The sequence below is a fragment of the Flavobacterium hibisci genome, assembly GCF_020026925.1.
Taxonomy (GTDB): Bacteria; Bacteroidota; Bacteroidia; order Flavobacteriales; family Flavobacteriaceae; genus Flavobacterium; species Flavobacterium hibisci.
On the sequence record NZ_JAIQDW010000009.1, the window covers coordinates 168,419 to 181,494 of the forward strand.

Sequence of the window (13,076 nt, forward strand, 5' to 3'; positions counted from 1 at the left end):
AAATTAGCCACAAATTATTCTTTTTACTGAATTGTAATAAGTAATAATTTGTGGCTAATTTTTAAAATTGCTTCGTCCTGCGCGTTAAGCAACTAAACATCTTTCTTCAAAGGGAACACCATCTTCATCTATAGCGACTAAAATCTTTTTTTGTTTAGACGCCTGGACTGTAAGATACAACCATGCTACTGACCATAGACCTAATGTTAGACAAAATATTATAAAATTGAAACCATGATCTACAGCTTTTCCTCCTTTTGAAAGTACCGCAAAAAGCATTTTGTCATTGCGCTCCTCAAGTACAAATCCATTATGAACCTTTTTAGAAATCATATTAGAAAATACTTGTAAACTTTCCTCCTGGCTGAATTGATTGTTTTTCATAATCATTAAATTAAAACTAATCTTATAAATTTTTAAACAAAATTACACAAACTCAATACTGTTAACAATACCCACTTTTAGTGATTTACAAATAATTTTTCAATGTAAAAGAGATTTTTCTGTTAATTCAAGAACATAAAGGTAGTTTTTATCTTATAAACTACAAATAAAACAAATGTTAAATTTAGATTAGAAGTATCGAAAATGGATTATATATTTATCAAACTAATTCATTTTTTTAATGCTAACTATTTGTACTAGAGAAATCTTGTTTAAATTTTGATTCCAATTTTTCTTAGAAGACCATCAACAACTTTATTTATATCTGGCGATATATTCAATTTATAATTCAGGTATAGATATAAAATCGTGACCAAAATGGATTTCATAGCAATTCCAATCAAAGGATAAATTGGGAAATCCCAAAAATAAAATGCTAAAAACAAAGCTGTTGTAACTCCTAAAGAATATAAATTTTGTATTGTAAAAGGATACAAATGAAGTTTTTTAACTACAAACAATAATTTGGCTAAACTATAAAAAGTAATTGACAACAGGGTGGCAAATGCCGATCCCATAATGCCATAAAGGGGTATGAAAATTACATTTAAAATAAACGTTAATACAACCAAACCTAAACCAAGAAACAAAACTGTTTTGTAATATTTAGTGTTAAAAATAATAGCATTATTATTTCCTAAAATCAAATCAAAATATTTAGATAATCCAATCATAAAAACTACAGGAATCCCTCCCCTATACTCGGCAGGAACAATCTCATATAACTGATTGATATTAACAAATATGCACAACATTACAAAACCACCTACAATTTGAAGATTTATAGATGTTTTTTTGTATAAAATATTTAATTCGTCATGTTTGTTTTCATGCATTAATTTAGCAGTAATCGGATATACGATTTGATGCATGGCGCGACTTGGAACTGAAATAACTAAGGCAATATAAGTTGCAACAGAATAATAAGCAATATTCTTAATTTCCATGTATTGATTCAGCATCAGTTTATCACCATCTAAAAGCAGATTCGCAACACTTCCAGACAAAATAATATAAAAAGTATATTCCATAACACTTTTTACATTGTCCGGAATTGTAATTTGAAAATTCGGCCTTTTAATATAAAATGCGTAAAACATCGTGATCAAAAAAGCTACAAAATAAATTATTGCGGTCAGGTAAACAAATTGAACCAGGGATATCCAGTTAAAATACAAACCAATTAAGGCAAAACTGGAGAATAATCTCAATCCCACTTCTTTTATAAAATTTCCAAAAACGGAATGCATGTGTACTCTTGCCCACGCATAAAAAATTTCAAAATAGGCCATGCAAATTCCAATAAACGGAATTAAAAGCATAAACTCCCTGACAACAGGGTTTTCCTTAGAAACAAAATCTGTTATATCATCAAAGAAAAAGATTCCGATAATCCCCAAAGGAATACACATTAATATCGGAAACAATGCTGTAAAAGATAAAAACTGCTCTCTCTCCTCTTCAGTATTATATTGTGAATAAAATTTGACTAATGTATTTTGCATCCCGATAGCAAATAGAGGCATGATAACATTTGCAGCAGAAAGAATATAATTTGTTAAGGCATAATACGTTGCTCCTAAATAAATTGGATACAAATAAAGCGTATTAATGGCTCCAATACCGAAACCTATATAAGTAATTATAGTATTTTTGAAAGATTGATTTAAAACAATACCCATGTTCGAGTGTAAATTGTTGAATTTAGATTATTTGGTTTGTTTTGTAAAACTTGTTACTTTATCAGTCCAGCCAATTCTCTGGTGAGATTTTTCCTTGAATATTGTGGTAAGCCAACTCCATGAGCCTGCAAGTTTCCAGCTAAAAACTGATTATAAAAGTCCAAAATTACACTTTTTAATTTCGCTTTTTCAGAATAATCAAAAAATACCCCTGTATTGGTTTGTTTTATAATATCAGCAAAATCAGAACCTTGAGGTCCAATAGCAATTATTGGACGATTTGAGACCATGTATTCAAATAATTTTCCCGGAATGATGCTTTTAGTGTCTTCAGAATTAATTTCGATTAGTAGCAAAACCTGAGATTTTTTTTGATGAGCAATTGCTTCATGATGCGACACATATCCGAGAAGGCTGAGATATGAATTGAGATTAAATTCAGTAATACAATCCAGTACTTCCTGACTTACAGCTCCAATTAATTTAATTTCTAAATATGATTTAAAATCAGGTACCTCATTTAACAATTCAATCAGACATTCCCATAAAAACCTTGGATTTCGATCTGATAAAAAGGAACCAATATGAGCAAGAGTAAATTTAGTATCTAAAACCTGCTTCTCAACATTTTCAATATCATACCCATTTGTAATAACTGAAATAGGTTTATCGGTTATTTCCTGAAATTCTGCTTTAGTCGTTTTACTTGTTACAATAATTTCATCTGCCGAATTAAGCACTTTATGCTCTAACTTTTTATGTTTTTTTTCAGCATACGAAGATAATCGGAGCGCTTTATGATATCCTATAGTTGTCCATGGATCACGGAAATCAGCAAACCACTTTACTTTCAGTTTCTGCTGCAATTCCAAACCTATCAGATGGAGACTATGAGGAGGACCCGAAGTCACAATCGTATCAATATTATTTTCAGTGATGTATTTTTCTAAATAAGAAACAGAAGGTTTAACCCAAAAAACACGTGCGTCCGGTATAAAAAGATTGCCGCGTACCCACAAAAAAAGTTTATCAAGAAAGCTTTGTTTTTTCTTATTGGGCATAATTCCCGAAGCGATCTTCTTCGTTTTATTTTTTGAAAAAACAGAAGCCAGCTGATAAGGTTCCCAAATTTTATTTTTCAGAATAATTACCTGATCTGAAATCTCACTTACTAAACCTTCGTCAACAATTGGATACGTTGGATTTTCAGGCACATAGACAATTGGCTGAATACCAAATTCCGGCAGGTATTTTACAAATTTAAGCCAGCGCTGTACACCGGGCCCTCCTGCTGGCGGGAAATAATAGGTAATTATTAAAAGTTTCTTTTGTTCCAATCTTAATTTAATATTTTAACTTAATCCAAAATTTAAATATTTTCTTCATTCTCATTATTTACTTTCCCTAATTCTTCAATATCCAAAATATCTTTCGGTCTATTAGAAGCTTTTTTAGCAATAATTAAATTTTCATAATCAATAAAATAAACAGGAGTCTCACCAATTATAACAATTGTTGCGTCTTCTAACAAAGAAGAAAAAGATTTATCTTCTAAACCTTTTACGGCGGTCCATAATATCCAGCCTAAGACCATAATTTAATGTAAAATCTGTCCAGCCAGGAATAAATTGCATTGTTTCAATTGATTCAAAGTCTCCTAAATTAATTGATTTTAATGCTTTTCGTAAATTAAGTCTATTTTCAATGGTGTCCTCTAAATAGATATCAATGTCCACTGTATTTCTACTATAGCCATAAATATTTACCGCAAAACCTCCAATAGTTATATACTTAACCTTATTTTTAAAGAAACTATTCCAAATAGCAATTATTTGCTCATTCATCGTTTCTTAGATTGAATTATTTTAGCAGTTTTCAATGTATGGGAAATTTCAACAATAGCCATCAATCGCTCTAGTCTCTCTAAATAAGAAAGCGATTTTATTTCTAAAATTCTTTTAGCTTCCAATTCTTTTGGAGTACCAAATTTTAATACAATATCTTTCATTACCTAACTTTTGTAATATCTTAAACAAAGATACAAAACGATATAAAAATCAATAGGTAAAGAAATTAACTTTGACTTTGATCTATTGATTTTCTTTTTTCAAAATAAACACCTCCTATTAAAAGCAGCAACATACCAATTGAACTTGCAAGGGTAATGGTACTTCCGGTTTTAATTACCTGAGGCTCAAATTTAAATTCGATTGTATGCTTTCCGCCCGGAATTTCCATAGCTCTTAAAACATAATCCACTGGAAAATGATCTGTTAACTTACCATCGATGTAAGCATTCCAGCCATTTTTATAATACATTTCAGAGAAAACAGCCAATCCGTCTTTTCCATTATCCGACTGGTATTTGATATAATTTGGTTTGTATTGCACCACTTTGATTGTTCCGGTCGTATCCCATTGTTTTTTTAAACGGGCACTTCTAAATTTTCCTTCGTGTTCATGTACATTGAAAACTGCTACTTTTTTAGTATCAATATGATCTAACGCTTTCATGACATCATCTGGCTTATTGACAAGTTTTACTGTGCTGACAAACCAAGCGTTTCCATTTGTATTAGGGTTTATTGTTGGGAATTCTTTTCCTTCTTTATCAGTCTGAATAATGTATTTTACATTTAACATATCCAAAACCTCCATATTATTTTTAGCGATCTGATAGTCGAATAATTGCTGGATTCTTCTTGGTTTTGCAGCATGATATCCACCTAATGAATTATGAAAATAAGAGGCACGTGCGCTTGACATATTTCCGCTTACTTCAAAAACCCTGTAATGAGTCGTATCTTTTAAAATTTGTGCATCAGATGGTGTTTCCTGAAATGGAGCAGCTATTTCTACCGGACTTACAAAATCTTTCGCAGAAACATATTTTTTATCCACAAAAAACAAATCAAAAATCATCAAAAGTCCTACAAGAATCAGAGTGGTATTTTGAGAAAGTTTATTTTTAATGAATAGCCATAAAATTCCAAAAGTTACTATAATAAAAAATCCGGAACGCAATAAATCAGCTGAATACAAAGTCATTCTGTCTTCTTTCAAAGCTTCAACAAAACCAGGACCATAACTTTCTAAGAAATAATTATCACTGCTTCCGGTAAAGTGGAAAAAGCCTTTCGCAATTACCAAAATTAAAATTACGCCAATACCAAAAACACCTGTTTGTATCAGGGCTTTTTGCTGCAGCTTTGGTTCATCTTTTGCTTTAAAAAACGACTGGATTCCCATTACAGCCAATACCGGGAAACATAATTCGAGAATCACCTGAATAGAAGAAACAGCTCTAAACTTATCATACATTGGAACGTAATCAATAAAGAAATCTGTTAATAGTGAAAAGTTTTTCCCCCAAGAAAGGACTAGTGAGAACAATGCGCCTGAAAGAAATACATATTTTATCTTTCTATCATCAACAAATAGGGCTAAAACACCTAAAAAGAAAACCACAACGCCAATATAAGCAGGTGCAGCAACTATAGGCTGATCACCCCAATATGTAGGCATTCCTGACACAAAATCCTGAGCCTGTGTGGACGGAACTCCCTGCTCGATCATAAACGAATACATACGACTGTCTGTCCCGACATTTTCATGATTCGATCCTCCAAAAAGTCTAGGTGCAATAAGATTAAAACTTTCAGCAATTCCGTAGCTATACTCAGTGATATATTCACGGCTTAAGGCATTTTCATTGGTCTTTTTAGACCCGTCCGGATTGAAAGTCAGTTCGCTGTTGCTTCGTGTACTGAATTTAGCATACTCACTAGTTGCCATCAAATTCGTAGCATTTGCTCCAATAGCAAAAATTCCGGCAACAGCCAAAACGCCAATTGCAACACCTAATTCTTTAAATTGTTTTTCTTTAATGAAATTAAAGGTAAAATATCCTGAAAGTATCAACAAGAAAATCAATAGGTAATAAGTCATCTGAAAGTGGTTCGCATTAATTTCTAATGCAACTGCAAACATGGTAAGCAAACCTCCCCAGATATATTTTTTTTGAAATACCAGTATAAAACCGGCAATAACTAATGGCATATAGGCAATTGCATGCGCTTTTGCATTATGTCCAACACCAAGAATTATAATTAAATAAGTTGAAAAACCAAACGCAATCGCACCAATAAATGCTTTTAACGGATCAGTTTTTAAAACCAGAAGCAAACCGTAAAAACCTAAAAAGTATAAAAACAAATAATCAGCAGGACGTGGTAAAAAACGTAGAACATCATCTAATTTACCCACAAAATCATTTGGATAATTTGCTCCTAACTGATAAGTTGGCATTCCTCCAAAAGCAGAATTAGTCCAATAGGGTTCAGCGTGTTCGGCAGCCCTAAAGTCATTTTGCTCTTTTGCCATTCCTGTATATTGAGCAATATCAGACTGAAAAATTTGTTTTCCCTGAAGGACAGGATAAAAATAAATTAACGAAACGAGAATAAAGCCCAGAATTACAAGGGCATGCGGATAGAACTTATTTACTATTTTCAATTTTGGGTGGTTTGGTTAAATGATGAATCCTGATTATTACAGGATACAAACTTAATCTATTTCTTCGTAATCAACATAATCGCCTACTTTTTTGGTCTCCCGAGGCTTTTTTGCATTAGCAGTGTTGATGATTATCTCATCATTATTGTTGTTTCTGGCTCTTTGCCATGAATTATCCTGACTATATTGCTGTTGTCTTTGAAAATTTTCCCCTGCTTTTTCTACTGCCTTTTTTACCAATACAGGTAAAAATATTTTAGCCAGAAATTTAAAAATATAATAAAAAGCTATTACCCACATTATGGTTTTAAGGAAACCTGAAAATGATGCTTCTTGCATAATCGTATAATTTTTTCCAAAATTAAGAAAACCATCGTTCAAAATTAAAATATCAATCTTAAATAAATAATAAAATATAGTACATTTGAAAACGTTATTACTTTTTAATCAAAAAATACATATATGTTAAAAATTAAAAACTTTTTAATAGCTTGCCTATTTTTATTATTCCCACAATACTTTTTTGCTCAATATACAGATGTTATAAATTCTAATCGCCCAGGCGAAACAATGTCAGCTTTTTCAGTTGGAAAGTCTGTCATTCAGGCTGAAGCTGGTTTTTACGGCATATATGAAAAACATGATACACAAAATTACGAAGCTTCTGGTTTTGGCACTGATTTTACACTACGTTGGGGCCTTTTTCTCGAAGAACTTGAATTCATAGCAGACATTCAATATCAAAATGAAAAATTTACAACTCCGGCAACCAGTTTTAAGAAAAGTAATCTAAGGCAGACTTATTTAGGGGCTAAATACTTAGTCTATGATCCATACAAAAATCACAAAGAAGATATCAACATTTATAGTTATTCAAATAAAAAATTCAGCTGGCGTCAATTAATTCCGGCAGTTTCGATCTTTGCGGGTGCTAATATTGTATTGAAGGACAATCCATATGCTTACAATTCTAATATACTCAATTATTATTCAACTGAATCCGGTGTTTCCCCAAAATTGATGTTAGCTACCCAACACCATTTTGGCGCCAAATGGGTATTAGTATCTAACCTCATTGCTGACTATATCGGTACTGACAATTCAGGATATGGTTATATTATAACCTTAACAAGAGGTTTTAACAAAAAATGGTCTGGATTTATAGAAAACCAGGGCTATAAAAGTGATTTATATAGTGATGCAATCTTTAGAGGAGGTGCGGCTTACTTATTATCAAGAAACGTTCAAATTGATGCTTCTGTAAGCAAAAATTTAAAAAACACTCCTTCATTACTTTATGGCGGAATTGGATTTTCTATTCGTTACGATGACATGCATAAAGAAGAGTTAACCAGGGTAGGTAAAATAAAAAAGCCTAAAAAGAAAGACAAAAAGGACAAAATGTCTAAAGAAGAGCTAGAAGAACAGGATAAGACAGATCCCAAAGAAGACTATCAGGAGAAAGAGCGGAAAAGAAAGGCAAAATATGAGAAAAAGCCTTAATTTTTCCCATTAATTACTTCTGATTTCTGAAAATAATAAAAAACAAGTTAATGATTACAATTAAAGAAGCTAAAACAAAAAAGGAATTAACAGAATACATCAAATTTCCTTTTACCTTATATAAGAATAATCCATATTGGGTGCCACCTATTATTGCAGATGAATTAGAATCATTTGACAAAACAAAAAACCCTGCTTTTGAACATGCCGAGGCTTACTTTTACATGGCTTATAAAGATGATAAAGTTGTTGGAAGAATTACAGCTATTATTAATTGGGCAGAAGTAAATAATCAGCATAAAAAGAAAGTACGCTTTGGATGGTTTGATGTTATTGATGACATTGAAGTCACTAAAGCCTTACTAGAAAAAGTGTATGAATTGGGTAAACAGAATAATCTTGAACATATGGAAGGCCCAATGGGTTTTTCAAATTTAGACAAAGTTGGGGTTTTAACAGAAGGCTTTGACCAGATCGGAACAATGATTACCTGGTATAATCATGCTTACTATGTTTCACATTTTGAGCAATTAGGCTTTCAGGTTGAAAAACAATATATAGAAAGTATTTTCCCTTTCTCAAATGTTAAACCAGAATTTTTCCAGAAAGCACAGGAACTCATTAAAAAGAGATATGGCTTAAGAGCGTTAACTTTTACAAAGACAAAAGACATTATGCCCCATGTGGACAAAATGTTTGATTTGTTTAATGAATCATACGAAAAACTAGCTTCATTTGTTGCCATATCTGATGTCCAGAAAGAGTATTTTAAAAAGAAATACATTAGTTTTATCAATCCTGAATATATTAAGTTTGTGGTGGACAAAGATGATAATTTAATAGCATTCAGTATTGTAATGCCAAGTTTTACTGAAGCTTTACAAAAAATAAGAGGAAAGCTCTTTCCTTTTGGTTTTCTTCATTTATTAAGGGCAAAAAAACATAGTAAGGACGTTGTTTTTTACCTTATCGGAATTCATCCTGAATATCAGAATAAAGGTGTTACGGCAATTATTTTTGACGAATATTATAAAACCTTTTCAGAAAAAGGCATCCGTAACTGCATCAGAACACCTGAATTACTTGAAAATAATGCCATCCACCTTTTGTGGAAGAATTTTGATCCTAAAATTCATTGTCAAAGAAAAACCTATAGAAAAGACTTATCTCAATGGGAATAAATTAACATCAATATTTTATACAAAAAAGGTCGAAATTAAATTTCGACCTTTTTATTGCAATAATATATTCTGAAATATTATTTCTTTTTGTTTTGAGCTTTTTTAGCTGCTTCCTGCTGCTCCATTACTTCCTGAAGACGCTGTTGGAATTTACTTGGCTTTTTAGGCTCTCTTTGTTTGTTTTCCTGAATTTGAGCATGGATTTTTTCGCTGTCTACAATGTAATTTTTAATTACAAACATAATTCCGATTGTAATCAAGTTAGAAATAAAGTTATACAAACTCAATCCTGCACCATAGCTATTGAAGAAAATCAACATCATTAGTGGTGAAACATAAATCATGATTTTCATCATTTTTGCCATATCCGGCATTCCTTCCTGCTGTGGAGCTGCCATCTGCTGATCTCCTGAAGTCATTTTCATGTAGAAGAAAATCGCTATGGCGGCCAAAATCGGGAACAAACTGATGTGATCACCATACAAAGGAATATGAAATGGTAATTTTAAAACAGAGTCAAAAGATGATAAATCATCAGCCCAAAGGAAACCTTTTTGTCTTAATTCAAAAGCAGAAGGAAAGAACTGAAATGATGCATACATAAAAGGAAGCTGAATCAATGCCGGAATACAACCTGCCATTGGATTTACCCCTGCTTTATTGTACAATTTCATTGTCTCCTGCTGTTTCTTCATTGGATCTTTTTTGTATTTCTCTCCCAATTCAGTAATATCAGGTCTTAAAACCTTCATTTTTGCCTGTGACAAGAATGATTTATAGGTAATTGGCGACATGGCCAATTTAATAATAATTGTGAAAATAATAATTGCAATTCCTAACGACAATCCTATTGTTGAACTTAAGAACCCAAATAATGGAATAAAAATCCATTTGTTAATCCAGCCAAAAATCCCCCATCCTAAAGGAATGATTTTTTCAAAGTTTTTATCATATGATTTTAAAACTTTATAATCAGCCGGTCCAAAATACCAGTTCATTTTATAATCAATTTCACCGTTTGTGAAAGCCAGAGGAACATTTGCTTTGAACTGTTTTGTATAAACAGTATCTATTTTTTCGTCTTTTACTAAATTTTGAGAAACTAATTTTGATTTTTCGAAAGAAGTATTAGTCTGTAAAATTGAAGTGAAAAAATGTTGCTTAAATGCAATATAATCAACTTTTTCAGGAGTTTCTTCTTTATGATCTCCCTGTCCTACATAGCTTTCTTTTCCATCTTCATAATTATAGTAAATCTCCGCATAGCGATTTTCGTAAGAGATACTTTTCTCATTTCTATACGTTTTTAAATCCCATTGCAAATCTAATGGCTTAGCAGAATTCAAAACTTTATTTAAGCCTTGTGAGCGAATATCAAAGCCAACTAAATAGTCGTTTGGCTTAAGAATGTATTTATATTCCAAAAATTCATTAGCTCCTGCTTTTAAACGCATCGATAAAATTTGATCAGCGCCAATTTTAGTCAGCGCAGGTTCAAAAAATAAATCTTTAGAATTCAAAGTTCTGTTGTCTGTCGTTTGTAACTGAATATTAAGATTAGAATTATTATCCTTAATCAATTCAACCAACTGACCTGATCCTTTTTTGAATTTTTCAAATCCTTTTAAAGTTGCTTCAACAATATAACCGCCTTTATTAGCGATTTTAAGTCTTATCTTTTCGTTTTCAATCGTAGTAAAGGATTCTTTTGCAGAAGGAAGTGTCGCAGAATAAGCAAAACCACCTAATGTTTTTTGTAATTGAGCCAACTGAACTGTATCACCAGGAGTTCCAGCAGCCGGTAGTGCTGCAGTTTTTACTTTATCAGCTTTTGCCTGAGCCTCTTGTTTAGCTACTAATTCTTTCTTGGCTTTTTCAGCAGCAATTTCTTTTTCAGAAGGCTGATTTTGGTACATGATCCAAATCAAAATTCCGAATATCAATACAAAACCAATGATTGAATTAAGGTCTAATTTTTTTTCTTCCATTATTTTTAAAAAAAGTTATTCGTCTGAGGTTATTAGTTATTCGTTTAGTTCAAAAGTTACACCTCATAGAATGAATTATTATTTTTTATGTGCATTTACAGCAGCAGCCACAAAGTTTACAAAAATAGGATGCGGATTGGCAACCGTACTCTTATATTCAGGGTGATATTGAACTCCAATAAAAAATGGGTGATTCTCCAATTCCACAATTTCAACTAAACCAGTATCAGGATTAACTCCGGAAGCAATTAAACCTGCTTTTACCAATTCATCTTTATATTTATTGTTAAATTCATAACGGTGGCGGTGACGCTCAGAAATCATTTTTTCTCCATAAATTCTGTGTGCCAGAGTATTTGGTTTAATTTCGCATTTCCAGGCTCCAAGTCGCATTGTTCCGCCTTTATCAGTAACTGTTTTTTGGTCTTCCATCAAATTTACCACCGGATGTTTTGTTTTATCATTCATCTCAGTAGAATTCGCTTCAGCATAACCTAAAATATTTCTTGAATATTCGATAACAGACATCTGCATTCCTAAACAAATTCCGAAAAACGGAATATTATTTTCACGTGCATAACGAACTGCTTCAATTTTTCCTTCGATTCCTCTTTCACCAAATCCCGGAGCAACCAAAACGCCGTCAAGTGGTCCTAATTTCTCAGCCACATTATCAATATTAATGTGTTCTGAGTGAATCGAAATTACATTTACTTTTGCTTCATTTGATGCACCTGCGTGAATAAACGCCTCTAAAATAGACTTGTAACAATCCTGCATTTCTACGTATTTCCCAATCAGACCAATATTTACGGTATGTTTAGGCGTTTTTAACCTGCGTAAAAAAGTATTCCATGTTTTTAAATCCGGAGCAGCTTTTTTAGGTAAGTCTAATTTCTTTAAAGCCACAACATCTAATCCTTCTTCAAGCATTAAATTTGGAACTTCATATATGGTTGAAGCATCGATTGACTGAATAACAGCTTCTTTTTTAACATTACAGAACAAAGCCAGTTTTTGACGCAATTCCTGAGACAATTCATGCTCTGTCCTACAAACTAAAATATCTGCTTTAATACCACTCTCCATTAACGTTTTAACAGAGTGCTGGGTTGGCTTTGTCTTTAATTCTCCGGCAGCAGCCAAAAATGGAACCAAAGTCAAATGGATCACAATTCCGTTGTTTTCACCTAACTCCCAAACCAACTGACGAACAGACTCGATATAAGGCAAGGACTCAATATCACCTACAGTTCCGCCAATTTCAGTAATCACAATATCATAATCGCCGGATTTACCCAGCAATTGCATTCTGTCTTTAATTTCGTTTGTGATATGAGGAACAACCTGAACCGTTTTTCCTAAAAATTCCCCTCTTCTTTCTTTTTCAATAACCGAAAGATAAACTCTACCCGTAGTCACGTTATTGGCCTGAGAAGTAGGAACGTTCAGAAAACGCTCGTAATGTCCTAAATCTAAGTCTGTTTCAGCTCCATCATCTGTCACATAACATTCTCCGTGTTCATAAGGATTCAATGTTCCCGGATCCACGTTAATATAGGGATCAAATTTCTGAATAGTAGTACGATATCCTCTTCCTTGTAACAATTTTGCCAAAGATGCCGCAATAATTCCTTTTCCTAATGAAGAGGTCACACCTCCTGTAACAAAAATATATTTTGTTTGATTCATTCTGTAATTGTTTGTATTGTAGTTGTGTAAAAAACTTGGCAAAAGTACAAATTAAATTAGACAATTTCTCT

General features: G+C 32.3%; 12 protein-coding genes. 2 read left to right on the forward strand and 10 right to left on the reverse strand.

Going from position 1 to position 13,076, the window contains the following annotated elements:
- Positions 1 to 84 precede the first annotated feature (84 nt).
- The 8 genes from K8B81_RS11400 to K8B81_RS11435 form a co-directional block, all read right to left on the reverse strand.
- Complete coding sequence (locus K8B81_RS11400) at positions 85 to 384, reverse strand: hypothetical protein (protein WP_223681607.1); 300 nt, start codon at positions 382 to 384, stop codon at positions 85 to 87.
- Positions 385 to 656: 272 nt separating this feature from the next.
- Positions 657 to 2,126 carry an oligosaccharide flippase family protein gene (locus K8B81_RS11405; RefSeq protein WP_223681608.1) on the reverse strand — a complete coding sequence of 490 codons (1,470 nt, stop codon included), beginning with the start codon at positions 2,124 to 2,126 and terminating at the stop codon, positions 657 to 659.
- 53 nt (positions 2,127 to 2,179) lie between these two features.
- Complete coding sequence (locus K8B81_RS11410) at positions 2,180 to 3,463, reverse strand: glycosyltransferase family 4 protein (RefSeq protein ID WP_223681609.1); 1,284 nt, start codon at positions 3,461 to 3,463, stop codon at positions 2,180 to 2,182.
- 32 nt (positions 3,464 to 3,495) lie between these two features.
- Entirely contained in the window at positions 3,496 to 3,657 is a 162-nt protein-coding gene (locus K8B81_RS11415; protein WP_223681610.1) for a hypothetical protein, read from the reverse strand.
- A gap of 13 nt (positions 3,658 to 3,670) precedes the next feature.
- Positions 3,671 to 3,970, reverse strand: a complete 300-nt coding sequence (locus K8B81_RS11420; protein ID WP_223681611.1) for a hypothetical protein — start codon at positions 3,968 to 3,970, stop codon at positions 3,671 to 3,673.
- A complete protein-coding gene (locus K8B81_RS11425) occupies positions 3,967 to 4,134 on the reverse strand; it encodes a hypothetical protein (protein ID WP_223681612.1) in 168 nt (55 codons plus the stop codon). Before K8B81_RS11425 ends, K8B81_RS11420 begins: the two co-directional genes overlap by 4 nt.
- 65 nt (positions 4,135 to 4,199) lie before the next feature.
- Entirely contained in the window at positions 4,200 to 6,641 is a 2,442-nt protein-coding gene (locus tag K8B81_RS11430) for a YfhO family protein (RefSeq protein WP_223681613.1), read from the reverse strand.
- 51 nt (positions 6,642 to 6,692) lie between these two features.
- Positions 6,693 to 6,980, reverse strand: a complete 288-nt coding sequence (locus K8B81_RS11435) for a DUF4834 family protein (protein WP_223681614.1) — start codon at positions 6,978 to 6,980, stop codon at positions 6,693 to 6,695.
- 231 nt (positions 6,981 to 7,211) lie between these two features.
- Between K8B81_RS11435 and K8B81_RS11440 the strand changes: the two genes are divergently transcribed.
- Both K8B81_RS11440 and K8B81_RS11445 read left to right on the forward strand, forming a co-directional pair.
- The gene (locus K8B81_RS11440; RefSeq protein ID WP_394370720.1) at positions 7,212 to 8,144 is read left to right on the forward strand and encodes a transporter; all 933 of its coding nucleotides are present in this window, start codon (positions 7,212 to 7,214) and stop codon (positions 8,142 to 8,144) included.
- 50 nt (positions 8,145 to 8,194) lie between these two features.
- The gene (locus tag K8B81_RS11445) at positions 8,195 to 9,325 is read left to right on the forward strand and encodes a GTP cyclohydrolase (protein WP_223681617.1); all 1,131 of its coding nucleotides are present in this window, start codon (positions 8,195 to 8,197) and stop codon (positions 9,323 to 9,325) included.
- 77 nt (positions 9,326 to 9,402) lie between these two features.
- Here K8B81_RS11445 and yidC read toward each other — a convergent pair whose 3' ends face one another.
- Positions 9,403 to 11,313, reverse strand: coding sequence for a membrane protein insertase YidC (yidC, locus tag K8B81_RS11450; RefSeq protein ID WP_223681618.1), 1,911 nt, complete (start codon positions 11,311 to 11,313; stop codon positions 9,403 to 9,405).
- A gap of 78 nt (positions 11,314 to 11,391) precedes the next feature.
- Positions 11,392 to 13,005 (reverse strand): CTP synthase, encoded by a 1,614-nt coding sequence (locus tag K8B81_RS11455; RefSeq protein ID WP_223681619.1) that lies wholly within the window; start codon positions 13,003 to 13,005, stop codon positions 11,392 to 11,394.
- Positions 13,006 to 13,076: the final 71 nt, after the last annotated feature.

Bases quoted from the DNA above. Each gene is read 5' to 3' on its own strand.
- K8B81_RS11435 (WP_223681614.1), bottom strand. From the start codon at position 6,980: ATGCAAGAAGCATCATTTTCAGGTTTCCTTAAAACCATAATGTGGGTA.
- yidC (WP_223681618.1), bottom strand. From the start codon at position 11,313: ATGGAAGAAAAAAAATTAGACCTTAATTCAATCATTGGTTTTGTATTG.
- K8B81_RS11455 (WP_223681619.1), bottom strand. From the start codon at position 13,005: ATGAATCAAACAAAATATATTTTTGTTACAGGAGGTGTGACCTCTTCA.
- K8B81_RS11405 (WP_223681608.1), bottom strand. From the start codon at position 2,126: ATGGGTATTGTTTTAAATCAATCTTTCAAAAATACTATAATTACTTAT.
- K8B81_RS11400 (WP_223681607.1), bottom strand. From the start codon at position 384: ATGAAAAACAATCAATTCAGCCAGGAGGAAAGTTTACAAGTATTTTCT.
- K8B81_RS11420 (WP_223681611.1), bottom strand. From the start codon at position 3,970: ATGAATGAGCAAATAATTGCTATTTGGAATAGTTTCTTTAAAAATAAG.
- K8B81_RS11445 (WP_223681617.1), top strand. From the start codon at position 8,195: ATGATTACAATTAAAGAAGCTAAAACAAAAAAGGAATTAACAGAATAC.
- K8B81_RS11425 (WP_223681612.1), bottom strand. From the start codon at position 4,134: ATGAAAGATATTGTATTAAAATTTGGTACTCCAAAAGAATTGGAAGCT.
- K8B81_RS11440 (WP_394370720.1), top strand. From the start codon at position 7,212: ATGTCAGCTTTTTCAGTTGGAAAGTCTGTCATTCAGGCTGAAGCTGGT.